At 73.3% G+C, this 23,611-nt stretch carries 19 protein-coding genes, 1 pseudogene and 1 riboswitch; of the genes and pseudogenes, 13 read left to right on the plus strand and 7 right to left on the minus strand.

Annotation, left to right across the window (positions count from 1 at the left end; translation table 11 throughout):
• Positions 1–176: 176 nt before the first annotated feature.
• Positions 177–1,643: a glycine hydroxymethyltransferase gene (locus ACZ47G_RS29005; protein ID WP_465747611.1), complete on the minus strand. Its 1,467-nt coding sequence runs from the start codon at positions 1,641–1,643 to the stop codon at positions 177–179.
• 22 nt (positions 1,644–1,665) lie between these two features.
• Positions 1,666–1,760: riboswitch (ZMP/ZTP riboswitch) on the minus strand.
• Between the two features lie 303 nt (positions 1,761–2,063).
• On the opposite strand from ACZ47G_RS29005, the gene ACZ47G_RS29010 reads away from it, so the two are divergent.
• The 6 genes and pseudogenes from ACZ47G_RS29010 to ACZ47G_RS29035 all read left to right on the plus strand — a co-directional run bounded on the left by ACZ47G_RS29010 (position 2,064) and on the right by ACZ47G_RS29035 (position 9,091).
• Complete coding sequence (locus ACZ47G_RS29010; RefSeq protein WP_465747613.1) at positions 2,064–3,035, plus strand: ABC transporter permease; 972 nt, start codon at positions 2,064–2,066, stop codon at positions 3,033–3,035.
• Positions 3,036–3,148: 113 nt separating this feature from the next.
• Positions 3,149–4,903, plus strand: coding sequence for an ABC transporter substrate-binding protein (locus ACZ47G_RS29015; RefSeq protein ID WP_465747615.1), 1,755 nt, complete (start codon positions 3,149–3,151; stop codon positions 4,901–4,903).
• Between the two features lie 109 nt (positions 4,904–5,012).
• Positions 5,013–6,005, plus strand: coding sequence for an ABC transporter permease (locus ACZ47G_RS29020; protein ID WP_465747617.1), 993 nt, complete (start codon positions 5,013–5,015; stop codon positions 6,003–6,005).
• Positions 6,006–6,052: 47 nt separating this feature from the next.
• Positions 6,053–7,744, plus strand: coding sequence for a dipeptide ABC transporter ATP-binding protein (locus ACZ47G_RS29025; RefSeq protein ID WP_465747619.1), 1,692 nt, complete (start codon positions 6,053–6,055; stop codon positions 7,742–7,744).
• Between the two features lie 272 nt (positions 7,745–8,016).
• Positions 8,017–8,403: pseudogene (locus tag ACZ47G_RS29030) on the plus strand (cytidine deaminase family protein); the annotation flags it as partial.
• 124 nt (positions 8,404–8,527) lie between these two features.
• Entirely contained in the window at positions 8,528–9,091 is a 564-nt protein-coding gene (locus tag ACZ47G_RS29035; RefSeq protein WP_465747621.1) for an EF-hand domain-containing protein, read from the plus strand.
• Positions 9,092–9,254: 163 nt separating this feature from the next.
• Here ACZ47G_RS29035 and ACZ47G_RS29040 read toward each other — a convergent pair whose 3' ends face one another.
• Positions 9,255–10,343: an EamA family transporter gene (locus tag ACZ47G_RS29040; protein WP_465747623.1), complete on the minus strand. Its 1,089-nt coding sequence runs from the start codon at positions 10,341–10,343 to the stop codon at positions 9,255–9,257.
• A gap of 133 nt (positions 10,344–10,476) precedes the next feature.
• Between ACZ47G_RS29040 and ACZ47G_RS29045 the strand changes: the two genes are divergently transcribed.
• From ACZ47G_RS29045 to ACZ47G_RS29070, 6 genes are all read left to right on the plus strand, one after another.
• Entirely contained in the window at positions 10,477–10,920 is a 444-nt protein-coding gene (locus tag ACZ47G_RS29045; RefSeq protein ID WP_465747625.1) for a gamma-glutamylcyclotransferase family protein, read from the plus strand.
• 227 nt (positions 10,921–11,147) lie between these two features.
• Positions 11,148–12,386: a precorrin-6y C5,15-methyltransferase (decarboxylating) subunit CbiE gene (gene cbiE, locus ACZ47G_RS29050; protein WP_465747627.1), complete on the plus strand. Its 1,239-nt coding sequence runs from the start codon at positions 11,148–11,150 to the stop codon at positions 12,384–12,386.
• The gene (cobM, locus tag ACZ47G_RS29055; RefSeq protein WP_465747629.1) at positions 12,383–13,144 is read left to right on the plus strand and encodes a precorrin-4 C(11)-methyltransferase; all 762 of its coding nucleotides are present in this window, start codon (positions 12,383–12,385) and stop codon (positions 13,142–13,144) included. Before cbiE ends, cobM begins: the two co-directional genes overlap by 4 nt.
• Complete coding sequence (locus tag ACZ47G_RS29060) at positions 13,141–13,917, plus strand: cobalt-precorrin-6A reductase (protein ID WP_465747631.1); 777 nt, start codon at positions 13,141–13,143, stop codon at positions 13,915–13,917. The genes cobM and ACZ47G_RS29060 overlap by 4 nt, the downstream gene beginning before the upstream one ends.
• Positions 13,918–14,016: 99 nt before the next feature.
• Positions 14,017–14,520, plus strand: coding sequence for a DinB family protein (locus tag ACZ47G_RS29065; protein WP_465747633.1), 504 nt, complete (start codon positions 14,017–14,019; stop codon positions 14,518–14,520).
• A 28-nt stretch (positions 14,521–14,548) separates the two neighbouring features.
• Complete coding sequence (locus ACZ47G_RS29070) at positions 14,549–14,680, plus strand: hypothetical protein (RefSeq protein ID WP_465747635.1); 132 nt, start codon at positions 14,549–14,551, stop codon at positions 14,678–14,680.
• A 25-nt stretch (positions 14,681–14,705) separates the two neighbouring features.
• Here the strand turns inward: ACZ47G_RS29070 and ACZ47G_RS29075 are convergent, their stop codons facing one another.
• Positions 14,706–16,235: a UDP-N-acetylglucosamine 1-carboxyvinyltransferase gene (locus tag ACZ47G_RS29075; RefSeq protein ID WP_465747637.1), complete on the minus strand. Its 1,530-nt coding sequence runs from the start codon at positions 16,233–16,235 to the stop codon at positions 14,706–14,708.
• A 196-nt stretch (positions 16,236–16,431) separates the two neighbouring features.
• Positions 16,432–17,682 carry a cobalt-precorrin-5B (C(1))-methyltransferase gene (locus tag ACZ47G_RS29080; protein ID WP_465747639.1) on the minus strand — a complete coding sequence of 417 codons (1,251 nt, stop codon included), beginning with the start codon at positions 17,680–17,682 and terminating at the stop codon, positions 16,432–16,434.
• A gap of 349 nt (positions 17,683–18,031) precedes the next feature.
• On the opposite strand from ACZ47G_RS29080, the gene ACZ47G_RS29085 reads away from it, so the two are divergent.
• The gene (locus ACZ47G_RS29085) at positions 18,032–19,771 is read left to right on the plus strand and encodes a TIGR03767 family metallophosphoesterase (RefSeq protein ID WP_465747641.1); all 1,740 of its coding nucleotides are present in this window, start codon (positions 18,032–18,034) and stop codon (positions 19,769–19,771) included.
• Positions 19,772–19,943: 172 nt separating this feature from the next.
• On the opposite strand, the gene ACZ47G_RS29090 is transcribed toward ACZ47G_RS29085, so the two are convergent.
• From ACZ47G_RS29090 to ACZ47G_RS29100, 3 genes are read right to left on the minus strand one after another with little or no spacing between them, the layout of a single operon-like run.
• A complete protein-coding gene (locus tag ACZ47G_RS29090; RefSeq protein WP_465747643.1) occupies positions 19,944–21,470 on the minus strand; it encodes a precorrin-2 C(20)-methyltransferase in 1,527 nt (508 codons plus the stop codon).
• Complete coding sequence (locus tag ACZ47G_RS29095) at positions 21,467–22,093, minus strand: precorrin-8X methylmutase (protein WP_030281194.1); 627 nt, start codon at positions 22,091–22,093, stop codon at positions 21,467–21,469. Before ACZ47G_RS29095 ends, ACZ47G_RS29090 begins: the two co-directional genes overlap by 4 nt.
• Positions 22,090–23,376, minus strand: coding sequence for a hypothetical protein (locus ACZ47G_RS29100; RefSeq protein ID WP_465747645.1), 1,287 nt, complete (start codon positions 23,374–23,376; stop codon positions 22,090–22,092). The genes ACZ47G_RS29095 and ACZ47G_RS29100 overlap by 4 nt, the downstream gene beginning before the upstream one ends.
• Between the last annotated feature and the right edge of the window lie 235 nt (positions 23,377–23,611).

Here is a 23,611-nt window from a genome sequence, read left to right on the forward strand (position 1 = left end):
GAGAGCTACCTCGCCGGCCTCCACCTTCGTGGCGCGATGATCTGGATCAAGGACCTCACCAGAGCCGCTTGATCACGACCAAATACGCACCCTAGCCGGGTTGGCCCGGGGCCGCCGAACCGCTGGTCGGTGGCCCCGGGTCGGGGCGTTTCCGCGCCGAGCCCGCTGGGTCCTGGTCAGACCAGGTCGACGCCCGGGTAGAGCGGGAAGGGCGCCAGGAGGTCGGCGGCGCGCTTGGCGACGCCGTCCCGGAGGGACTCGTCGAGGGCGTAGTTCGCCTTGGACGGGGCGCCGTTGGCGGTGCTGGTGGGGGTGGTGCCGCGCAGGACGGTGTCGATCAGGGCGGCGATCTCGTCCATCTCAGCGGTGCCCAGGCCGCGGGTGGTGAGCGCCGGGGTGCCCAGCCGCACGCCCGAGGTGTACCAGGCGCCGTTCGGGTCCTGCGGGACGGAGTTGCGGTTGGTGACGATGCCCGAGTCCAGCAGCGCCGCCTCGGCCTGACGACCCGTCAGGCCGTAGCCGGAGACGTCGGCGAGCACCAGGTGGTTGTCGGTGCCGCCGGTGACCAGCTTGCCACCGCGGCGCAGCAGGCCCTCGGCCAGCGCCTGGGCGTTGTCCACCACCGCGCGGGCGTAGGCCCGGAACTCGGGGCGGCGGGCCTCGGCGAGGGCGACGGCCTTGGCCGCCATGACGTGCGAGAGGGGGCCGCCGAGCACCAACGGGCAGCCGCGGTCGACGTGTTCGGCCAGCTCGGCGGTGCTGAGCACCATGCCGCCGCGCGGGCCTCGCAGCGACTTGTGAGTGGTGGTGGTCACGATGTGGGCGTGCGGCACCGGGTCGTGGTCACCGGTCAGCACCTTGCCCGCGACCAGGCCGGCGAAGTGCGCCATGTCGACCATGAGGGTCGCGCCGACCTCGTCCGCGATCTCCCGCATCTTGCGGAAGTTCACCAGCCGCGGGTAGGCGGAGTAGCCGGCCACCAGGATCAGCGGGCGGAACTCACGGGCGGTCTCGCGCAGCGCGTCGTAGTCGATCAGGCCGGTGACCGGGTCGGTGCCGTAGCTGCGCTGCTCGAACATCTTGCCCGAGATGTTGGGGCGGAAGCCGTGGGTGAGGTGGCCGCCGGTGTCCAGGGACATGCCGAGCATGCGCTGGTTGCCGAGCTCCCGGCGCAGCTCGGCCCAGTCCTGCTCGGTGAGGTCGTTGACGTTGCGCACCGCGGCGCGCTCCAGGGCCGGGCTCTCGACCCGCTGGGAGAGGACGGCCCAGAAGGCGGTGAGGTTGGCGTCGATGCCCGAGTGCGGCTGGACGTAGGCGTGTTCGGCGCCGAACAGTTCGCGGGCGTGCTCGGCGGCGATCGCCTCGACGGTGTCGACGTTGCGGCAGCCGGCGTAGAAACGGCGGCCGACGGTGCCCTCGGCGTACTTGTCGCTGAGCCAGTTGCCCATGGTGAGCAGGACGGCCGGGGAGGCGTAGTTCTCGCTGGCGATCAGCTTGAGCGAGGCGCGCTGGTCCGCCAGCTCCTGGCCGATGGCGGCGGCGATCCGCGGCTCGACGCCGGCCACGACGTCCAGGGCGCTGCGGAAGGCGGTGTCGGCCGCGGGGACGGCGGCGGTGTGGGGCGTCTGCTCGGGCTGGGCCATGGCGGTCTCCTGGTGGGGATGCTGGGGCGGCCCAGGCGCTCGGCAACGACGTGAGGATTCACGGGACCGCTTCCCGATGGTCGATTCCATCCCTACGCGCCAGTCGCGGTCCACCGGGATCGTACCAACACCGCGGGGACTGTGGCGGAGGTCTCAGAATGCGGAACCGGCCGCCCGGTTCGGCGGGGTATGTCCGTTCTCCTGCGACGGCCGTGTTACCGGGAAATGAAGCCGCCACAATTCCCGAAACAATGCCGCAGGAATTCCGCCGGAGCGCCTTCCGGGGATTTGCGGAACATCGGACGCATCCGATCTGATGTCGCTCGACCCGCCGCCGGGAAACCCCTGGCGGCGGGTCGGAAATGCCCACCAGCGCACCCTCACCCACGGGCGGCGGAGAATTCGGGGAGTACGGCTCTCATGGCAGCGGTCGACACAGTCGCAGTTACCGGCACGGCCTCCGGGCCCGCCGCACCGAGCCTGCCGCGCCGGGTGCTGCGCGACCGGGTCGGCGCCGCCGCGAGCGCCGTCGTCCTGCTGTTCCTGCTGCTCGCACTGGCCGCGCCGCTGATCGCCGCCCTGTACGGGAAGAACCCGGTCGAACACTACGGCCAGAACACTCCGGGCCTGCTCAGCGACGGCGGACTGCCGATGCTGCCGAACGGCGGGATCTCCGGGGAGTTCTGGTTCGGCCTGGAGCCCGGCCTCGGCCGGGACGTCCTGACCCAACTGCTGTACGGCATCCGCACCTCGCTGCTGATCGCATCGGCCTCGGCCGCCGTGACCACCGTGCTCGGTGTGCTGGCCGGGGTCGCGGTCGGCTATCTCGGCGGGATCGCGGACCGGCTGTTCGGCTTTCTGGCCAATGTGCTGCTGGCCTTTCCGACCCTGCTCCTGCTGCTCGCGCTCAGCCCGGTGATCCAGTCCCGGCTGGTCGATCCGGGCAGCGCGGAACCGGAGTGGATGCAGTTCCTGGTGCTGATCCTGGTTTTCTCCGCATTCGGCTGGATTCCGCTCGCGCTTTCCCTGCGGGCCACCGTCCGCTCGCTCCGGGAAAGGGATTTCGTACAGTCCGCCCGGGCGCAGGGGGCGAGCCGGTTCCACATCGTCGTCCACGAACTCCTGCCGAACGTCCGCTCCCAGCTGCTGGTGCACGCCACCATGGCGGTGCCGACCTTCGTCGCCTCCGAGGCCGCGCTGTCCTTCCTCGGCGTCGGCATCACCGAGCCCGTTCCCGACTGGGGGCGGATGATCTCGCGCGGCTCGGAGGTCTTCCAGTCCGACCCGACCTACCTGGTCTTCCCCGGGGTCGCGCTGCTGGTGTTCGTACTCGCCTTCAACCTGCTCGGCGACGCCGTCCGGGACGCACTGGACCCGCGCCGGGCCCGCTGACCCCCTCCCGTTCCAACCATCCCGTTCCCACCGATCAATCGATCAATCGATCAGCCGATCAACCATTCGAGCCCTCCCCGATCCGAACGTGTCGGGGCAAGGAGAGATTCGCCATGCGCTGGACCAAACCCCCGCTCGCCGTCATCGCCACCGCCCTGCTGGCGACCTCCTGCTCGGCCGGCGCGGGCAGCACCGGCTCCGCCGCGGGCGGGGCCCCGGCCACGGAGACCTCCCCGCTGACCGCCGCGCTCGGCACCGAGCGGGAGAGCGCCGGCCCCGCCCCGGCCGTCCCCGGCGCCCGCCCGGGCGGCACGGTGAACGTGTACAACAGCGTCGAGTTCCGCCACCTGGACCCGCAGAAGGTCTACGCGGGAGCCACCTACAACGCCTCGCTGCTCTGGGGACGCCAATTGACGCAGTATCAGATCGTTGACGGCAAGGCCAAGTTGGTCGGAGACCTGGCCACTGACACCGGCACCCCGGCCGACGGCGGGCGCACCTGGACGTACCGGCTCAAGGAGGGCGTGTCCTGGGAGGACGGCAGGCCGATCACCTCCCAGGACGTCAAGTACGGCATCGAGCGGACCTTCGGCAAGGGCTACGAGGTCGGCCCGCCGTACTGGCCGCAGTGGCTCACCGGCGAGCCCAGCTACGAGGCGGCGCGCGCCAAGTACGCCGGCCCGCAGGCGGGCGACCTCGCCGCGATCGAGACCCCGGACGAGCGCACCCTGGTCTTCCACTTCCCTCAGCCGCAGGCCGACGTGCCGTACATGGCCGCGCAGTCCTCCTCCGCGCCGGTGCGCCGGGACAAGGACACCGGGACGGACTACGACCGGCTGCCGCTCGCCACCGGCCCGTACCGGATCGTGGAGCACGTCCAGAACACCCGGATGGTGCTGGAGCGCAACCCGGCCTGGAAGGCGGAGACCGACCCGATCCGCAACCAGTACCCGGACCGGTTCGTGTTCACGTACGGCAAGGAGGCGCTCAACGGCAACCAGCAGATCCTGTCCGGCCGGGACGGCGGCGCCGACGCCACCACCGCCTCCGACGAGCTCTCCCCCGAGCTGTACCAGGTCGCCGACACCGACCCCAAGGCCAAGGAACTGGTCGTCTCCGGCCGCCGGGGCGCCTTCGTCAGCCAGCTGGTGATCAACAACGAGCGGGTGCCGGACGTCGAGGTGCGCAGGGCGCTGAACCTCGCGTACCCCCGCCAGCAGGCCCGGCAGGTCCAGGGCGGCTCCCGCACCGGGGAGTTGGCCACCACGCTCAGCTCGCCCGCGCTGATCGACTGGCAGAAGTACGACCTCGACCCCGCGAAGCCCGAGGGCGACCCGGAGGCCGCCAAGGCCGCGCTCGCCAAGGCCGGGCGGGCGCCGTCGAGCCTGACCTACGCGTACAAGAACACCCCGGACGGGCAGCGCGTCGCCCAGGTGCTGGTGGACGGCTTCGGCAAGGCAGGCCTCACCGTGGTGCCCAAGCCGATCGACCCCAAGGCCTTCCTGGACGAGGTGCACCGGGCCGACTCGCCGTACGACCTGTTCGAGGAGACCAGCTCCGTCGACTGGCCGACGCCGTCCACGCTGATCCCGTTCTCCTTCGACGGCCGGGCCGGCGGCGACATCAACTCGGCGCGCTACCGCAACCCGGAAGTCGACAAGGAGATCGACCGGATCAACCAGATCGGCGAGCCGCGCGCCAAGGCCAAGGAGCTGTACGCGCTGGAGCAGACCGTGATGAAGGACCTGCCGGTGCTGCCGCTCACCTACCCGACCGTCAACCAGCTGCGCGGCAGCAACGTCGGCGGGGCGTTCGTCCACCCGATCTACGGGACGGTCGGGTTGACCTGGCTGTACCTGAAGTCCTGAGTGCGCGGGCCGGCTCCCGTCCGCTGCCACCACCGCGCGGTGGTGGCAGCGGACGGGAATCGACCGCGCCCCTCCCCCGCCTCCCTGTCACGTCGACCCCGGACCGGCCATGCTCTCCTTCGCCCTGCGGCGGACCCTCCAGGCCCTCGCCGTCCTGGTCGCGGTCTCCGCCGCCGCCTTCGCCCTCTTCTACGCCGCGCCCGCCGACCCGGCCCGGGCCGCCTGCGGCCCCCGCTGCGACGCCGGGCAGATCGCGGCGGTGCGCCAGAGCATGGGCCTGGACCAGCCGCTGCTCGCCCAGTACACCGACTACCTGGCCGGCGTCGTGGCCGGGCGCGACATCAGCGACGTGGACGGCTCGGTCATCCACTGCGCGGCCCCCTGCCTCGGCTACTCCTACCGGCTGCACCAGCCCGTCACCGAGGCGCTCGCCGAGCACCTGCCGGTCACCCTCTCGCTGACCGCCGGGGCGCTCGCCGTGCTGCTGGCGCTCGGCCTCGGCAGCGGCTTCGTCTCCGCGCTGCGGCACGGCCGCCGCACCGACCGGCTGCTGTCCGGCTTCACCCTGGTCGGCGCGAGCGTGCAGATCTACTTCCTCGGGTACGTCGCGCAGTGGGCGCTGGTCTACTCGACCGGCCTGCTGCCGCTGCCCTCCTACACCCCGCCGAGCCGGGACCTCGCCGCCTGGGCGGGCGGACTGCTGCTCCCCTGGCTCGTCCTCGGCTTCGTCAACTCGGCCGTGTTCGCCAGACTTTCACGCTCCCAGCTGCTGGAGACGATGAACGAGGAGTACGTCCGCACGGCCCGCGGCAAGGGGCTGGGGCGGCTGCGCGCCCAGCTGAAGTACACCTCGCGCGGCGCCGCCGGGCCACTGGTGCAGCTGCTCGGCCTGGAGGCCGGGATGCTGCTCGGCGGGGCGGTGATCACCGAGACGGTGTTCGGGTTGAACGGGGTCGGGCGGTTCGCCGCCCAGGCGGTGTCCGGGCAGGACCTGCCGGCGGTGGTCGGCGCGGTGCTGCTGGCCGCCTGCTTCGTGGTGCTGTTCGTCGCGCTGGCGGACCTGGCGGTGGCCTGGCTCGACCCGCGCATCAGGCTGGGCTGAGGGGAGCCGCAACGATGAAGTCTCTCGATTCCCAAGGTGGTCATGCGGTGGATCCCGATCCGGTGCTCAGCGTGCGGGACTTGACGGTCGAGTTCGCCGATCCGCGCGGCGGCGCTCCGGTGACCGCCGTCCGGGGCCTGTCCTTCGACCTCGCAGCGGGTGAAGTCCTCGGTCTGGTGGGCGAGTCGGGCTCCGGCAAGTCCACCGTCGGGCTGGCCGTCCTCGGTCTGCACGATCCGCGGACCACCACCGTCAGCGGCTCGATCCGGTTGGACGGACAGGAGTTGGTGGGCGCCGGGGAGCCGGTGCTGCGCGGGGTGCGGGGCGGCCGGGCCGCGCTGGTCTTCCAGGACGCGCTCACCTCGCTCAGCCCCTTCCACGGCGTCGGCGCCCAACTCGCCGAGATGTACCGGCTGCACCACCCGCGGGCCGGGCGCGCCGAGGCCCGTCGGCGCGCGGCCGCGATGCTCGACCGGGTCGGCATCCCGGCCGCCCGGCTGCGCGACTACCCGCACCAGTTCTCCGGCGGGATGCGGCAGCGGGTGATGATCGCGATGGCGCTGATGAACGACCCCCGGCTGCTGATCGCGGACGAGCCGACCACCGCGCTGGACGCCCGGGTCCAGCGACAAGTCCTGGACCTGCTGGGCGAGTTGCAGCGCGAGCACGGCACGGCGGTGCTGCTGGTCAGCCACGATCTCGGGGTGGTCGCCGGGACGACGGACCGCACCCTGGTGCTGCGCGACGGGGCCGAGGTCGAGTCCGCGCCGACCGGCGAGCTGCTGGGCGCCCCGCGCCGGCCGTACACCCGCGCCCTGGTGGGGGCGGCGCTGCGGCTCGACTCGGTACCGGGCAGCGCGCTGCCGACAGTTGACGATCCGTCACCATCTCGGGTGTTCGTTCCCCGGGTGTTCACTCCCCGGGTGTTCACTCCCCGGGTACGGGCGGCCGAGCGCCCGGAACGCTGGCTGGTCGAGGTGGCGGACCTCTCCGTGCACTTCCCCGGCCGGCGGCACCTGCCCGCGCTGCGGGCCGAGCCGGTCCGGGCGGTCGAGGGGTTGGGCCTGCGGATCGCGCCGGGCGAGACGGTCGGACTGGTCGGCGAGTCCGGCTCCGGCAAGTCCACCACCGCCCGGGTGCTGGCCGGACTGCAACGGCCCACCGGCGGCCGGGTGCGCTACGACGGCCAGGACGTCACCCGCCCGGACCGCGAGCTGCGGCGCCGGCTCAGCCGGGAGATCCAGCTGGTGTTCCAGGACCCGTACGCCTCGCTCAACCCGCGGCGCACCGTCGCCCAGACCCTCGACACCCCGCTGCGCCTGCACAGCCGGCTGGACGCGGCGCAGCGGCGGGAGCGCTCGGCCGAGCTGTTGGAGCAGGTCGGGCTGGCCGCCGGGCACCTGGACCGCTACCCGCACGAGTTCTCCGGCGGGCAGCGGCAGCGGATCGGCATCGCCCGGGCACTGGCACCCGAGCCGCGGCTGATCATCGCGGACGAGCCGGTCTCGGCGCTCGACGTGTCGGTGCAGGCGCAGGTGCTCAACCTGTTGATGGAGCTGCGCGAACGGCTCGGCGTGGCCTTCCTGTTCGTCTCGCACGACCTCGCGGTGGTCCGGCACTTCTGCGACCGGGTGGCGGTGATGCACCGGGGGCGGCTGGTCGAGTCGACCGACCGGGAGCAGCTGTTCGAGGCGCCGCACACCGAGTACACCCGGGAGCTGCTGGCGGCGGTGCACTGAGGGCGGGCCGGCGCGCCGGGACCGTGGGGTGACCGGCGGCCGGGCCCGCGAAAGGGTTGGCACGATCGGGGGCGCAACAGTGATGATCGTACGGTTCCGGCTTCGACCAGGAAGGACCGCCGATGATGTCCGGCATCGATCACGAGGCCGCCGACCAGGGGCTCCCGGTTGACCGGGAGCGCGTCGGCCAGGAGACCGCCGACCAGGAGCGCGTCGACCGGGAGCTCGTCGGCCAGGAGCCCGCCGACCAGGAGCGCGTCGACCGGGAGCGCGTCGACCGGGAGCTCGTCGAGGCGGCCCTGGAGGTGGCCCGGCGGTACTCGAAGGGCGACAACCACACCGTGGCGGCGGCCGGACGCAACGCCGACGGGCGGATCGTCACAGCGGTGAACGTCTACCACTTCACCGGCGGCCCGTGCGCGGAGCTGGTGCTGATCGGCGCGGCCGCGGGCCAGGGGGCCTACGACCTCACCACGGTGGTGGCGGTCGGGGACCGCGAGCGCGGGGTGATCCCACCGTGCGGGCGCTGTCGCCAGGTGCTGCTCGACTACTTCCCGAAGGCCCGGGTGATCGTCGGCCGGGGCACCGGACTGCGCACCCTGCCGGTGGCGGACCTGTTGCCGGAGACATATGTCTGGGCCGACCACCAGGAAGACTGAACCGGGCCCGGCGGGCGCTGCCGTTCGGCCTTCGTTCGGCTGCGCGAGCCCGGTTCGAGGGGTTAGCGTGCTGGCGACGTGCCGTCACTCGACGTGCCGCGCGGACCGCCACCGGAGGGGCACATTGTCGGACGACCTGCTCATCGCAAAGATCAATCACGGTTTCGACCACCTCGACGCCGACGGGGACGGCCTGCTCACCGAGCGGGACCACGTCCTGATGGGCCACTCGGTGGCCCGCTCGCTCGGCCATCAGGAGGGCTCGGAGGCGGAGGCCGTCATCGTCCGCGCCTACCTGACCGTCTGGCACGACCTGCACCTCGCCGGAAAGCCCGCCGGGACGGAGGCGATCACCCGCGAGCAGTTCGTCGCCGCGACCGCCGCGCTCGCCGACGACCCGGAGGCCGCCCGGGAGATCCTCGGCTCCCTGGCCGAGGCCTTCCTCTCCGTCGCCGACGCCGACCGCAGCGGGACGGTGGACGCCGGCGAGTTCTTCGTGTTCCAGCGCGGCCACTTCGCCGGGCTCTGCCGCGACGACGCCGAAGAGGCCTTCCGGCACCTCGACCTCGACGGGGACGGCACGCTGTCCGCCGAGGAGTTCACCCGCGCGATCATCGAGTACTGGACCAGCCGCGACCCGGAGGCGCCGGGGAACTGGTGGACGGGGAAGTCGCCGCACGCGCTCTGACCGGCCCGCTCGCCTTCCGCGCCCCCTTCCTCGCTTCGAGCGGGGCGGGGCGGGGCGTGGGCGCGGGGGCGGGGCGAGGGGTGTGCGCGGGCGGATCGTCCCCGGTCAGTCGGCCGGGACGATCCGCTCGGGCCCCACGACGGCGTGTACGGTCCGGGACGGCTCAGCCGCGACCGGACCGCGCCTTCACCGGGCGCCCCGGACGCCGGTCGGACGGACCCCGACCGGACGGACGCCGGCTGACGCTCACCACCAGGCAGACGCCCGCCACCACGATCGACCCGCCCGCCAGGGTCGGGCCGGTCAGCGGCTCGGCCAGGATCAGCCAGCCCAGCAGCACCGCGACCACCGGGTTCACATAGGCGTAGGTGCCGACCAGGGTCAGCGGGGCCGAGCGCAGCAGCCAGGCGTACGCGGTGAAGGCGAGCAGCGAACCGAACACCACCAGGTATCCGAGGGCCAGCCAGGACCGTCCGGAGACCGCCCCGAGGTCCAGCCCGTGCTGCTCGCCGCGGGCCAGTCCGACCAGCAGGTCGCAGAGGCCGCCGGCCAGCATCTGGTAGGCGCTCGCGGCCAGCACGTTGCCCGGCAGCGGGATCTTCTTGCTCGCGAAGGAACCGGCCGCCCAGCTCAGGGTGGCGCCGATGATCAGGATCACCCCGATCGGCTTGATCGACCCGCCGATCGCCGGGGCGGACAGCACCCCCAGGCCGACCAGGCCCAGCAGCACCCCGGCGAGCTCGGCCGGCTTGGGGCGCTCGCCGCCGCCGAAGGCCGTCAGCACCACCATCCAGAGCGGGACGGCGGCCACCAGCAGGGCGGCCAGTCCGGACGGGACGGACGTCTCGCCGAGCACCACCAGGCCGTTGCCGCCGGTCAGCAGCAGTACCCCGACCAGGGCCGCGGAGGCCAGCTGGCGGCCGCTCACCCGCAGGGCGGCCGGGCCCTGCCGAACCAGCAGGAAGCCGACCATCAGCAGTCCGGCGGTGAGGAAGCGGGCGCCGGCGGAGAAGAAGGAGGGCATCGTCTCGACCGCGATCCGGATCGCGAGGTACGTCGAGCCCCAGACGACGTAGACCACCGCGAGGGCCAGCCAGACCGCGCCGGAGAGCCGGGGGGTGGGGGGTGTGCTCGGGGACGGGCCGACCGGGGTGCTGCCGGGGGTTGTTGCCGGGGACGTGGCCGAGGCCGAGGCCGGGGACGTGGCCGAGGCCGGGGTCGTGGCCGGGTGCGGCGAGGCGGGCGATGTCATGTGTGTCCCCCTAGGACGGTGCTGGCCGAACATCCGATATGACAGCGCATCGAGCACCCGGTGCGCCAGTCGGTTCCACGGATCGGCCGGCGGGACGTACCGTGGGCGCTCCCCCAGCGAGGAGGTTGAACCCGTGTCCGCGACCGAGCAGGCCCCGCCGGCCGGGGCCGCGTTGCCGTTCTTCGTGTACGGCACCCTGCGCAGCGGCGGACGCAACCACGCCCGCCACCTGGGCGGACGCTGCGCCGAGATCCGCCCGGCGGTGCTGGAGGGCGCGGCCCTGCACGAGGGCCCCGGGTTCCCGTACGCGGTGCCGGATCCGGCGCCCGGGCGCCGGATCGTGGGCGAGCTGGTCACCCTGCGCCCCGGAGCGTACCCCGGGGCACTCACGGCGCTGGACCGCCTGGAGGACTGCCGGGCGGACGGAACGGGGCTGTACGTACGACGGCGGCTGGCGGTACGGACGGCGGGCGGCGAGCTGCGCGAGGCCTGGGTGTACCTGGCCGGGCCGGTGGCCGAGGCCCGGCTGCGGGAGCGGCCGGCGCTGATCGCCTCCGGGGACTGGGCGGACAGGTGAGGGCGGCGGGCTGAGGGCGGACGCCGGACAGCTGACGGCTTTCAGCTTTCATACTTCAGCTTTCATAGTTCAGAGTTCAGCTTTCAGCTTTCAGAGTTCAACATCTGAAATCTGTTTGCTGAAACCTGTAAGCCGTCCGCCGCCCGCCGTCACCTCGCCGGATCCCGCCCGCATACCGCCAGGTAGGCTGCCCCGGCCAGCAGGAACGAACGACGAGGAGCCACCCGGTGCCCGAGCTGCCCCCTCCGATCACCGTCGTCGGGATCGGGGCCGACGGCTGGCCCGGCCTCGCCACCGGCTCCCGGGCCGCGCTGCAGTCCGCCGAGGTGGTCATCGGCAGCTCCCGGCAGCTGGACCTGCTCCCCCGGGACGCCGTCACCGCCGAGCGCGTCGCCTGGCCGTCCCCGCTGCGCCCGGCCGTCCCCGGACTGCTCGCCCGGCACGCCGACCGCCGGATCGCCGTGCTGGCCAGCGGCGACCCGATGTACTTCGGCATCGGCCGCACCCTCGCCGAGATCGTCGGCGCCGACCGGCTGCGCGTCCTGCCGCACCCCTCCTCCGTCTCCCACGCCTGCGCCCGGCTCGGCTGGCCGATGGAGGCCACCGAGGTGGTCAGCCTGGTCGGCCGGCCGCTGGACGCCCTCGCGCGCGCCCTCCACCCCGGGCGCCGTCTGCTGGTGCTCAGCGCCGACGCCGACACCCCGGCCGCCGTCGCCGCGCTGCTCACCGCGCGCGGTTTCGGCACCGCCCGGCTGCGGGTGCTGGAGCAACTCGGCCACGACCGCGAACGAGAGGTCGACGGCCGCGCCGACGACTGGCTGCACCCGCCCGGCGACCCGCTGAACCTGATCGCCGTCGAACTCGCCGACGGTCCGCGCGCCTCCCTCGTCCCCGGCCTGCCCGACGAGGCGTACCAGAGCGACGGCCAGCTCACCAAGCGGCACGTCCGCGCCGCCACCCTGGCCACCCTCGCTCCCGCCCCCGGCGAACTGCTCTGGGACGTCGGCGGCGGCTCCGGCTCGATCGCCATCGAGTGGCTGCGCGCCCACCTGGACTGCCGGGCCGTCAGCATCGAGCGGGACCCGGTCCGGGCCGGGCGGATCATGCACAACGCCGCCGCGCTGGGCGTGCCCCGGCTCCGGGTCGTGACCGGCCGGGCGCCCGACGCACTCGCCGAACTCCCCACCCCCGACGCCGTGTTCATCGGCGGCGGCCTCACCGCCACCGGCCTGCTGGACAGTTGCTGGGCCGCGCTGCGCCCGGGCGGGCGGCTGGTCGCCAACACCGTGACGCTGGAGTCCGAGGCGCTGCTCACCGAGTGGTACCGGCGCCACGGCGGGGAACTCGTCAAGCTGGCCGTCGCCCACGCCGTCCCGGTGGGCGGATTCACCGGGTGGCGGCAGGCCATGCCGGTCACCCAGTGGTCCGCCGTCAAGCCCAACACCCCTCAGGAGGACGCCTCGTGACCGTCTACTTCATCGGAGCCGGCCCGGGCGCCGCCGACCTGATCACCCTGCGCGGCCAGCGCGTCCTGGCCCGCGCCGAGGTCTGCCTCTACGCCGGTAGCCTCGTCCCGCGCGAGCTGCTGGACGAGTGCCCGCCCGGCGCCCGACTGGTCGACACCGCGCAGCTCAACCTGGACCAGATCGTCGCCGAGCTGGTCGCCGCGCACGAGGCGGGCCGGGACGTCGCCCGGCTGCACTCCGGCGACCCGTCGGTGTTCTCGGCCGTCGCCGAGCAGATGCGCCGACTGGACGCGGTCGGCGTGCCGTACGAGGTGGTCCCCGGCGTACCCGCCTTCGCCGCCGCAGCGGCCGCGCTGAAGCGGGAGTTGACGGTGCCGACCGTCGGCCAGACCGTCATCCTCACCCGGATCGCCAAGCGCGCCACCCCGATGCCCGAGGGCGAGGACCTCGCCACCCTCGGCCGCAGCGGCGCCCTGCTGGTGCTGCACCTGGCGGCCGGCTACGTGGACGACGTGGTCGAGCAACTCCTGCCGTACTACGGCGCGGACTGCCCGGCCGCCGTGGTCGCGATGGCCAGCCGGCCCGACGAGCTGGTGCTGCGCGGCACGCTGGCCGACATCGCCGGGCAGGTCAAGGAGGCGGGCGTGGTCCGCACCGCCGTGATCATCGTCGGCCGCACGCTCGCCGCCGATCAGTTCCGCGACAGCCACCTCTACTCGGCGGACCGCGAGCGGCCGCACGAGCCCTGCGGCGCATGACCCGGGACGGCCGCACGCCCGCCCCCGCACACGTGTTGCTCCTCGGCGGGACGACGGAGGGGCGGGCGCTGGCCGCCGCGCTGGACGGCCGGGCGGGCCTGCGGGTCACCAGCTCGCTGGCCGGGCGGGTCGCCCGACCCCGGCTGCCCGTCGGACAGGTGCGGATCGGCGGCTTCGGCGGCCCGGACGGGCTGGCCGCCTGGCTGCGCGCCGAGGGGGTGACCGCCGTGGTGGACGCCACCCACCCGTTCGCCGCCGGGATGTCGCAGAACGCCGCGCTCGCGGCCGCCGCCACCGGTGTGCCGCTACTGGTGCTGCGCCGACCCGGCTTCACACCCGTCGGCGGGGACCGCTGGCACCTCGTGCCCTCACTGGCGGCCGCAGCCGAGCTGCTGCCCGGCCTCGGCCGGCGGGTCTTCCTCAGCTCCGGGCGGAAGGGCATCGGCGCCTTCGCCCACCTGGACGGGCTGCACTTCCTGGCCCGCTCGGTGGACCCGCCCGAGCCGCCGATGCCGTCCTCGCTCGAAGTCCTGCTGGAGCGCGGCCCGTTCACCCTCGAGGGCGAGCGGGCGCTGCTGCGCGAGCACCGGATCGACGTGGTCGTCACCAAGGACAGCGGGGGCGCCGCGACCGCGCCCAAGCTCACCGCCGCCCGTGAACTCGGCCTGCCCGTGGTCGTGGTGGAGCGCCCGCCGGTGCCGGACGGTGTACCGGTCGCACCGGACGTGCCGGGCGCGGTGGAGTGGCTGGAGCAGCTGGCCCAACTGCCGTAGCTCGTTCGGCGTGGCGCGTTCGGCGTGGCACGTCCGGCGTGGCGTGTCCGGCCAGTGGAATGGTCGGCGGCGGCGCCGACCGCTGGGCAGGATGGCCGGATGACCGCTGATCAGCGCACCACCACCCTGCGAACGGCCGACGAACGGGCCACCCTGGCGAGCTTCCTGGACTTCCAGCGCGACACCCTGGCGATGAAGTGCGCCGGACTGACCTCCGAGCAGCTGCGCGCCCGGGCGCTGGCACCCTCCGGGCTCTCGCTGCTCGGGCTGGTCCGCCACCTCGCCGAAGTGGAGCGCAGTTGGTTCCGCAACGTCCTCGCCGACGAGGGCCGGCCCGGCTTCTGGAAGCACCCCGACGGCGGCTTCGCCGAGTTCGACGTGGAGGCCGCCGACCCGGCGGAGGCCTTCGCCGTCTGGCGCCGCGAGTGCGACCACGCCCGGGAACTCGTCGCCGCCGCAGAGTCGTTGGACGTCCTGGGCCACCACGGCGAGGAGGTGTTCTCGCTGCGCTGGATCCTCACCCACATGATCGAGGAGTACGCCCGCCACAACGGCCACGCCGATCTCCTGCGCGAGCACCTCGACGGCAGCACCGGCGAGTAGCCGCACCGGCGGGCCGGAAGGAGCAGGGATGCGCACCCGCCAGAAGGACCGCGACACCCCCGGGCCCCCGGAGCCCTGGGCGCTGAACAACCCGGTGTTCGTGGAGTACCTGAACACCGGGTTGGACGTGGCGATCCTGCTGACCGGCCTCAGTAGTTGAGGCCGGCCAGGGAGTTGACGATCTGTCAGATGTCGCGGAAGGTCTCGATCTGGGCGCCGATGGAGTTGAGGCGCTCGGCGAGGTCCTCGTAGCCGCGGTTGATGACGTAGACGTTGCGCAGGACGGAGGTGCCCTGGGCGGCGAGCATCGCGAGCAGGATGACCACGGCCGGGCGCAGTGCGGGCGGGCACATCATCTCGGCGGCGCGCCAGCGGGTCGGGCCCTGGACCAGGACGCGGTGCGGGTCGAGCAGCTTGACGTCCGCGCCGAGCCGGGTCAGCTCGGTGAGGTAGATCGCGCGGTTGTCGTAGACCCAGTCGTGGATCATCGTGGTGCCGTGCGCGGCCGCGGCGATGGCGGCGAAGAACGGCACGTTGTCGATGTTGATGCCGGGAAACGGCATCGGGTGGATGGTGTCGATCGGCGCGGCCAGCTTGGACGGGCGCACGGTGAGGTCGACCAGGCGGGTGTGGCCGTTGTGGGCCCGGTACTCCGGGGTCCGGTCGTAGTCGAGGCCCATGCCCTCCAGCACCGCGAGTTCGATCTCCAGGAACTCGATCGGCACCCGGCGGATCGTCAGCTCGGAGGAGGTGACCACGGCGGCGGCGAGCAGGCTCATCGCCTCCACCGGGTCCTCGGCCGGGGTGTAGTCGACGTCGCAGGTGATCTGCGGGACGCCGTGCACGGTGAGGGTGGTGGTGCCGATGCCCTCGATCCGGACGCCCAGCTTCTCCAGGAAGAAGCAGAGGTCCTGGACCATGTAGTTGGGCGAGGCGTTGCGGATGACGCTGACGCCGTCGTGCCGCGCGGCGGCCAGCAGGGCGTTCTCGGTGACGGTGTCCCCGCGCTCGGTCAGCACGATCGGGCGGTCCAGCGGGGTGCCCGGCTCGACCGAGGCGTGGTAGGCGCCGCCGGTGGTGGCGACCTCCAGGCCGAAGCGGCGCAGCGCCGTCAGGTGCGGCTGGACGGTGCGGGTGCCGAGGTCGCAGCCGCCGGCGTACGGGATGGCGAAGCGCTGGGCGCGGTGCATCAGCGGGCCGAGGAACATCAGCACGCTGCGGGTGCGGCGGGCGGCCTCGACGTCCATCGCGGCGAGGTCGAGCTCGGCCGGCGGGGTGAGTTCGAGGTCGCGGCCGTCGTTCAGCCAGCGGCTCTTGACGCCGATGCTGGTGAGCACCTCGAGGATGCGGTAGACCTCCTCGATCCGGGCGACGCTGCGGATCGTGGTGCGGCCGGTGGTCAGCAGCGAGGCGCAGAGGATCGCGACGCAGGCGTTCTTGCTGCTGCGGACCTCGATGGCGCCGGAGAGGCGGGTGCCGCCGGTGACCCGCAGGTGCATCGGTCCGGAGTAGCCGAGGGAGACGATCTCGCTGTTGAGGGCATCGCCGATGCGCGCGATCATCTCAAGGCTGACGTTCTGCTTGCCCTGTTCGATGCGGTTGACCGCGCTCTGGCTGGTGCCGAGTGCCTCGCCGAGCTGCGCCTGGGACCAGCCGCGGTGCTGACGAGCGGTACGGATGAGGGTGCCGATACGGGTGAGGTAGTCGCCTGTCACCCGGCAGACCATATCTCATGATTGAGATGGCACCAGAATCAAGAGCGGGCATGGCGCCACCTTTGTCCGTTTCTCACCCCGTATGGGCATCGGATCTTCACATCACCATGCGATATTGCTGAGGTTCTTTTGCACGAACGGGACACTCAACTCGACGCCGTCCAGGGCCCGGGCGTCGTCACGGGCCCAGCCACCGTCACGGACCGAGCGGCTCCGCCCGGCCGACGATGGTGCCCGCGCGGTCGATGCAGATGACGTCCACCGCCACCGGCGAGCCGAGCAGCACGCCGAGCGCCGTCGCCCGGGCCGCCTCGGCCACCTGGTCCCCCAGCGGTACCCCGGCCGCCCGGCACAACTGCACCGCCTCCAGGCCGGTGTTGGCCGCCGCCACCGCTTCGGCCAGCTCCTCGTCCGCCCCGGCGCGCCGGGCCAGTTCGGCCAGGTAGCCCTTGTCCACCTGGGAGCGCGCCGAGTGCAGGTCGAGGTGGCCGTAGGCGAGCTTGGACAGCTTGGCGAAGCCGCCCGCGATGGTCAGCCGGGGCACCGGGTGGCGCTTGAGGTACTTGAGGACGGCTCCGGCGAAGTCGCCCATGTCGAGCAGCGCGTCCTCGGGCAGCCCGTGCACGGCGACCGCGACCTTCTCCGAGGTCGAACCGGTACACCCCGCCACATGGGTGCGCCCGGCCGCCCGGGCCACGTCCACACCGCGACGGATCGAGTCGATCCAGGCCGAGCAGGAGTAGGGGACGACGATCCCGGTGGTGCCGAGGATGGACAGGCCGCCGAGGATGCCGAGGCGGGGGTTCCAGGTCGAGCGGGCGATCTCCGCACCGTGGTCGATCGAGACCTCCACCACCACGTCCCCGCTGCCGCCGTGTGCCGCCGCGACCTCGGCCACGGCGTCGCGGATCATCTGCCGGGGCACCGGGTTGATCGCGGGTTCGCCGACCGGCAGCGGCAGGCCCGCCTTGGTGACCGTCCCGACTCCGGGGCCGGCCCGGAACACCACCCCGGTGCCCGGTTCGCCGAAGCGTACGGTCGCCCGGACCAGCGCGCCGTGGGTCACGTCGGGGTCGTCGCCGGCGTCCTTGACCACCCCGGCCATGGCACTGGTCCGCTCCCGGCCCGCCGTGGCGGGCGCCTCACCTGCTGCGGTCCGCTCCCCATCGGTCGTGGTCAGCTCCCCGCCCGCCGTGGTCAGCTCCCCATCGGCCGCGGTCAGCTCCCCATCGGTCGTGGTCAGCTGCTCGACGGCGAGGGCGAAGGCGGGCTGCTGCCCCTTGGGGAGGGTGATGGCCACCGGGTCCGGGAAGTGGCCGGTGAGCAGCGCCGTGTACGCGGCCTTGGTGGCGGCGGTGGCGCAGGCACCCGTCGTCCAGCCGTGCCGCAGGCCGCTGCTCTTCAGCTGGCCGGCCCGGCCTCCCGGCTCGGCTCCCGCTGCGGCCACCTGCGCCTCGCTTCCGTGCTGCGGGTCGGCGCTCGCGCACCGGCCCCCGTTCCGTCGGCGGCCGGTGCGGCCGCCCTTCCTCCGGCGGCCGTCCGGCCGTCGTCGCCGACGATTTTCCCCCATCCCTCCGGCTCCGGCCCGACCGGGGTGGCGGCCGGCATCCCTTGTGGGGGCTGCGAAGGAAAGGCCGGCCCGCATTCCCGAAGAGTTCTCCGCACGGGCCTAACGCCCGGCGGCTACCCATGGGTAATCTGGCGATCCGCCAGAAGCGGGTTCATGACATTCAGGCCCGGTGGACGGGGCTTCCTCCCGACCGGGCCATCAGCATGTGGGGGTTTTTGTGGCAGGCATGAGACGACGCACCTTCCTCACCGGTACGTCGGTGGCCGCCGCCTGGTCGGCCCTGTCGCTGGGCGGCGCGCAGTTCGCCTCGGCCGCGGCGCGCGAGCGGGCGCTGGCGACCACGGCCGCGCGGGCGGTCAACGTCTCCGGGACGACCCTGGAGCAGGTGGCCACGCCGACCGGCACCGGCTCCTACAAGCGGCTGGCCTCGGGGCCGGGGTGGCCGCTGATGGTGCGCGGGGAGCTCGCGGCGCCGGGCGCCGGGCGGGACGACCGCCGCACCGGGCTGGCCAGCTTCGTCCAGTTCAGCGACCTGCACCTGGTGGACACCGAGTCCCCGGTGCGCTTCGAGTTCCTGGCGAAGTCCAACGACAGCGCCTACCGGCCGCAGGAGGCCCTGAACGCCCGCGGCGTCTCGGCCCTCGTCGAGCGGGTCAACTCGCTCGCCGGCGGCCCGTACACCGGGATGCCGTTCAGCATGGTGATGGCCACCGGTGACAACACGGACAACCACGAGCTGGCCGAACTCGACTGGTACCTCACCGTCATGGGCGGCGGGCGGCTGGCCCAGAACACCGGCGACCCGACCCGCTACGAGGGCGTGCAGAACTCCGGCAACTCGGCCTTCTGGAACCCCGAACTCGCCTACGCCGACGTCTACAAGGCGAAGGGCTTCCCGCAGCTGCCCGGCTTCCTGGCCGCGGCCGGCCGGCCCTTCGACGCACCGGGCCTGCACACCCCCTGGTACACCACGGTCGGCAACCACGACGACAGCATCGAGGGCTCGCTGCCGGACTTCGGGCTGCTGAACGAGCTCTACACGGGCGGCCTCAAGCTGGAGGGCTGCGACGACGCGACCGCCGCCCAGCTGATGGACTCGCTGCGCCGCGACCCGGCGGGCGCCGTACTGCTGCTCGCCAAGCTGCTCGCGAACGGCGAGGCGGTCCGCCGGGTGACCCCGGACGAGCGCCGGCACCCGTTCACGCTCAAGGAGTTCGCCAAGGCCCACCTCGACCCGGCGGTCACCGGCGCCGGTCCGTACGGGCACGGCTTCACCTCGGACATGGTGAGCAGCGGCAAGCTCTACTACACCTTCCGGATCTCGGAGAAGGTCGTCGGCATCAGCCTGGACACCACCAACCAGGCCGGGTTCGCCGACGGCTCGCTGGGCACCACCCAACTGCGCTGGCTGGAGCAGCAGTTGAAGGATCACAGCGGACACTGGTACGACTCCAACGGGAACCGGGTCACGGGTGGCAGCACCGATGACGTGATCCTGGTCTTCAGTCACCACACCAGTGGGTCGATGGGCAACCTGCTGCCGGACCCGCGCAACATCTTCGAGAAGCGGCACGACGGCAACGAGCTGGTCGCGCTGCTGCAGCGCTACCCGAACGTGGTCGGCTGGGTGAACGGGCACACCCACATGAACAAGATCACGGCGCACGGGCACGCGGTGCCGGAGCGGGCGTTCTGGGAGATCAACACCGCCTCGCACATCGACTACCCGCAGCACGGGCGCATCATCGAGATCGCGGACAACGGGGACGGCACGCTGTCGCTGTTCACCACGCTGATCGAGTCCGCCGCGCCCTACGCCACGGACTTCGGCAGCACCTCGGACACCAATCTGGCGGCGCTGTACCGCGAGCTGGCGTACAACGACCCGAACGGGCGGGTCTCCTCGCTGCTGGGCGCCGGGGAGGACCACAACACCGAGCTGCTGATCACCAAGCCGACCCGGTGAGGTAGCGGCGCGCCGAGGGCGGCGAGCGGAGGACGCCAAGCCGAGGACGCCGAACGGCGAACGGCGAACGGCGAACGGCGAACAACAAACGGATGACAGCTGACAGATTTCATCAGCTGTCAGCTGTCAGCTGTCATCCGTTACCCGTGGCCCGTTCCGCGCTCGCCGCCTGTCACGCCTCCGGGTAGCGCCGGGGCGTCCAGACGACCTCCACGTCGCCGCCCCGCTCGACCGCCTGGGTCTGCGAGGAGCCGATCAGCAGGATGGTCCGCATGTCGACCAGCGCCGGGTCCAGCTCGCCCAGCCGGACGATCCGGATCCGCTCGGTCGGCCCGCCGACGTCGCGGGCCATCACCACCGGGGTCTCCGGCGCGCGGTACTCCAGCAGCAGGTCCCTGGTCAGGCCGACCTGGGTGGTGCGGGACTTGGAACCCGGGTTGTAGAGCGCCAGCACGAGGTCAGCCTCGGCGGCGGCGCGCAGCCGCTTGGCCACCACGTCCCAGGGCTTGAGCCGGTCCGACAGCGACACCACCGCGTAGTCGTGCCCGAGCGGGGCGCCGGCCCGGGAGGCGGCCGCGTGGGCGGCGGTCATCCCGGGGACGATCCGCACCGGCACGTCCCGGTAGTCCGCCTCGCAGGCGACCTCCAGCACGGCGGTGGCCATCGCGAAGACGCCCGGGTCGCCGGAGGACACCACACAGACCCGGTGGCCGCGCCGGGCGAGGTCCAGGGCGAACTCGGCGCGCTCCGACTCCACCTTGTTGTCCGAGCCGTGCCGCTGCTGCCCCGGCCGCTCCGGCACCCGGTCCAGGTAGGTGGTGTAGCCGACCAGGTCGGTGGCCTCGGCCAGGGCGCCGCGCGCCTCGGGGGTGAGCCAGAGCGGTCCGGCCGGGCCGGTGCCGACCACGGTCACGCTGCCGACGCCGTCCGCGAGCCGCATCTCCGGCTCCAGCGGCGCGACCTTGCTGGGCAGCACGGCCACCGAGAAGTAGGGGACGGTCTCCCCCTCGACCTCGGCCAGCGGCGCGATCCGCTCGCCGTCCATGAAGGCCCGCTCGACGTACTGGGCGTCCTCCAGCCGGCCGGCCCGCTCCAGCGCCCGCCGGACGGTCGGGAAGGTGCGCCCGAGCTTCATGATCACCGCGGAGTCCGCCGAGGCGATCCGCGCCGTCAGCTCCTCCTCGGGCAGGGTGCCGGGGATGACGGTGAGGGTCTCCTCGGCCTCGGTCAGCGGCCGTCCGAGCCGGGCCGCCGCCGCGCTGACCGAGGTCACGCCGGGCACCACCTCGGTCGGGTAGCGGTCCGCGAGCCGCTTGTGCATGTGCTGGTAGGAGCCGTAGAAGAGCGGGTCGCCCTCGGCGAGGACGACGACGTCGCGCCCGGCGTCCAGGTGGGCGGCCAGCCGGGCGGCGGCCTCCTGGTAGAACTCGTCCAGCGCGCCCCGGTAGCCGCCGGGGTGGTCGGTGGTCTCGACGGTGAGCGGGTAGACCAGCTTCTCCTCGATCTGACTACCCGTCAGGTAGCGTTCGGCGATCGAGCGCGCGATGGACCGGCCGTGCCGGGCGCTGTGGTAGGCCACCACGTCCGCCTTGCCGATGAGTTCGGCCGCGCGGACGGTCACCAGCGAGGGGTCGCCCGGGCCCAGCCCGACACCGTACAGCCGTCCGGTGGCGGCCCGAGGCTCCTGATGCTCCGTCACTCTTCTTCGCTCGCAATCGCGTTGATGGCGGCGGCGGCGATCGCGCTGCCGCCGCGCCGGCCGCGCACCACCAAGTGCTCCAGGCCGGACGGGTGTTCGGCCAGCGCCTGCTTGGACTCGGCGGCGCCGATGAAGCCGACCGGGACGCCGATCACCGCGGCCGGCCGCGGTGCGCCCGCCTCGATCATCTCCAGCAGCCGGAACAGCGAGGTCGGCGCGTTGCCGACGGCCACCACCGCGCCCTCCAGCCGGGGCAGCCACAGCTCCATGGCCGCCGCGCTGCGGGTGTTGCCCATCGCGCGGGCGAGTTCGGGCACCGACGGGTCGGTGAGGGTGCAGATCACCTCGTTGTCGGCGGGCAGCCGCTTGCGGGTGACACCGCTCGCGACCATGTTGACGTCGCAGAGGATCGGCGCACCGGCGTGCAGCGCCGCGCGGGCCGAGGCGACCACGCCGGGCGAGTACACCAGGTCCTCGACCAGGTCGGTCATCCCGCAGGCGTGGATCATCCGCACCGCGACCTGGGAGACGTCCGCCGGGAGGGCGGCCAGGTCGGCCTCCGCACGGATGGTGGCAAAGGACTGGCGGTAGATGGACGCGCCGTCCTTCTCGTACTCGATCACTTCGTGGTCCTCCTGGCCTCGGCGACCGCCTCGGCCATCTCCTCGTTCCTCACGTCCACGGGGGCGCCCGCGGTCGTGGTCGGCCCGTTCACCGTCACCCGGTAGCCGTGCCCGGTGGCGAGCACATCCACCCACCGCCCGGCCGGGTGGCCGCAGCGCCGTTCACAGCCCGACCAGTGGACGGGCAGTGCGCCGGTCCCTGCCCGGGCTCCTCGTCCCGCCGCCGCCGAAGCCGAAGGCACGGCCGAAGCCGCTGCCTCCAACGCCCGGGCCGCGTCGGCCCGTACGTCGGCCAGCGACTTGGCGCAGCCCGGCAGTCCGGTGCAGGCGGTGGCCCGCTCCCAGGGCGAACCGGACTCGGTACGGAACCCCGCCGCCGCCAGCGCGGGCAGCCGGTCGGCCGGAGCACCGGGCAGCACCGCGCCGCGCCAGGGGGTCAGCCGCAGTTCGCCGGCCGAGGCCGCGACCAGCGCCCGCCACTGCGCGGCGCTCGCCCGCCCGAACCGCACGCCCACCGAGAGCCCGCCGGGCAGCGCGCCGACGGCGGGCGGCGCACCGGCGACGGCGGGCAACGGCACCGGGCCGGCCGGCAGCAGGTCGGGCACCTCGCGCACGTGCCAGGCCCGTCGGCCGCTGCCGCGCAGCGCGTCCAGGAAGGCGCGGGCCGCGTCCAGCACGGCCGTCACTTCCTGCCCCGGCTCGACCGGATGCCCGTTCGCGGCACGCCCCAGGCGCAGGACGGCGGGCCCGCCCGAAGCTGCGATCAATGTCACATCGGCGTCGAGCGCGGCGACGTCGCCCCGCCCGTCGTCCAGCGCGAACAGGAACTTGCCGGAGAGCCCGGCCGCCCAGTCGCTCGCGCACAGCCGGGCGTCCAGTTCCCGTACCCAGGCCTGGACATCGGCGTTACCGGCGGTGTCCAGCCCGGCCAGCGGTGAGGCGACGATGTTGCGCACCCGCTCGTGGGTGTCCGAGGGCAGCAGCCCGACGGCGCGCAGCCGGTCGGCGAGTTCGGCGCCGCAGTCCGCGGCCAGGCCGCGGAGTTGGACGTTGCCGCGCGAGGTGGTCTCCAACTCCCCGTCGCCCAGGGCCTCCGCCGCCTCGGCCAGGCCCAGCGCCTGACGGTCCGTCAGCAGTCCGCCGGGCAGCCGGACCCGGGCGAGGCCGCCGTCGTCGGCGGCGTGCAGGCGCAGCGCTCCGGGGCAGGCGTCGGCGCGCCCCCGGTCGGGCACGGCGGCGCCCGGCGCGGTCGCGTCGGGTGTCGGTGGCATGGCGGCGAGCATACAGATGATCCGATCGCTTGCCCCCGTCCGCTGCATCACACCGGCAGCACACCCGCAGCACGCCAGGCGGCACACCGACCCAGCACACCGACCCGGCACACCGGGTGGCCCACCGGCAGCACGCCGGCGGCAGGCCCGCAGCACACCGGACCCGCCACCCGGCGCCGGTGAGCGCCGTGCGCCCGCCCGTGCACCGGGCGAAGCGAAGCCGGCTCTCCCCCAGGTCAGCCGCAAC

The organism is Kitasatospora sp. NPDC030952, assembly GCF_055571335.1.

What these genes read in the sequence shown, in the direction of transcription:
- ACZ47G_RS29005 (WP_465747611.1), bottom strand. Translation starts at nt 1,643, where the DNA reads ATGGCCCAGCCCGAGCAGACGCCCCACACCGCCGCCGTCCCCGCGGCC.
- ACZ47G_RS29010 (WP_465747613.1), top strand. Translation starts at nt 2,064, where the DNA reads ATGGCAGCGGTCGACACAGTCGCAGTTACCGGCACGGCCTCCGGGCCC.
- ACZ47G_RS29015 (WP_465747615.1), top strand. Translation starts at nt 3,149, where the DNA reads ATGCGCTGGACCAAACCCCCGCTCGCCGTCATCGCCACCGCCCTGCTG.
- ACZ47G_RS29020 (WP_465747617.1), top strand. Translation starts at nt 5,013, where the DNA reads ATGCTCTCCTTCGCCCTGCGGCGGACCCTCCAGGCCCTCGCCGTCCTG.
- ACZ47G_RS29040 (WP_465747623.1), bottom strand. Translation starts at nt 10,343, where the DNA reads ATGACATCGCCCGCCTCGCCGCACCCGGCCACGACCCCGGCCTCGGCC.
- ACZ47G_RS29060 (WP_465747631.1), top strand. Translation starts at nt 13,141, where the DNA reads ATGACCCGGGACGGCCGCACGCCCGCCCCCGCACACGTGTTGCTCCTC.
- ACZ47G_RS29065 (WP_465747633.1), top strand. Translation starts at nt 14,017, where the DNA reads ATGACCGCTGATCAGCGCACCACCACCCTGCGAACGGCCGACGAACGG.
- ACZ47G_RS29070 (WP_465747635.1), top strand. Translation starts at nt 14,549, where the DNA reads ATGCGCACCCGCCAGAAGGACCGCGACACCCCCGGGCCCCCGGAGCCC.
- ACZ47G_RS29085 (WP_465747641.1), top strand. Translation starts at nt 18,032, where the DNA reads ATGAGACGACGCACCTTCCTCACCGGTACGTCGGTGGCCGCCGCCTGG.
- ACZ47G_RS29100 (WP_465747645.1), bottom strand. Translation starts at nt 23,376, where the DNA reads ATGCTCGCCGCCATGCCACCGACACCCGACGCGACCGCGCCGGGCGCC.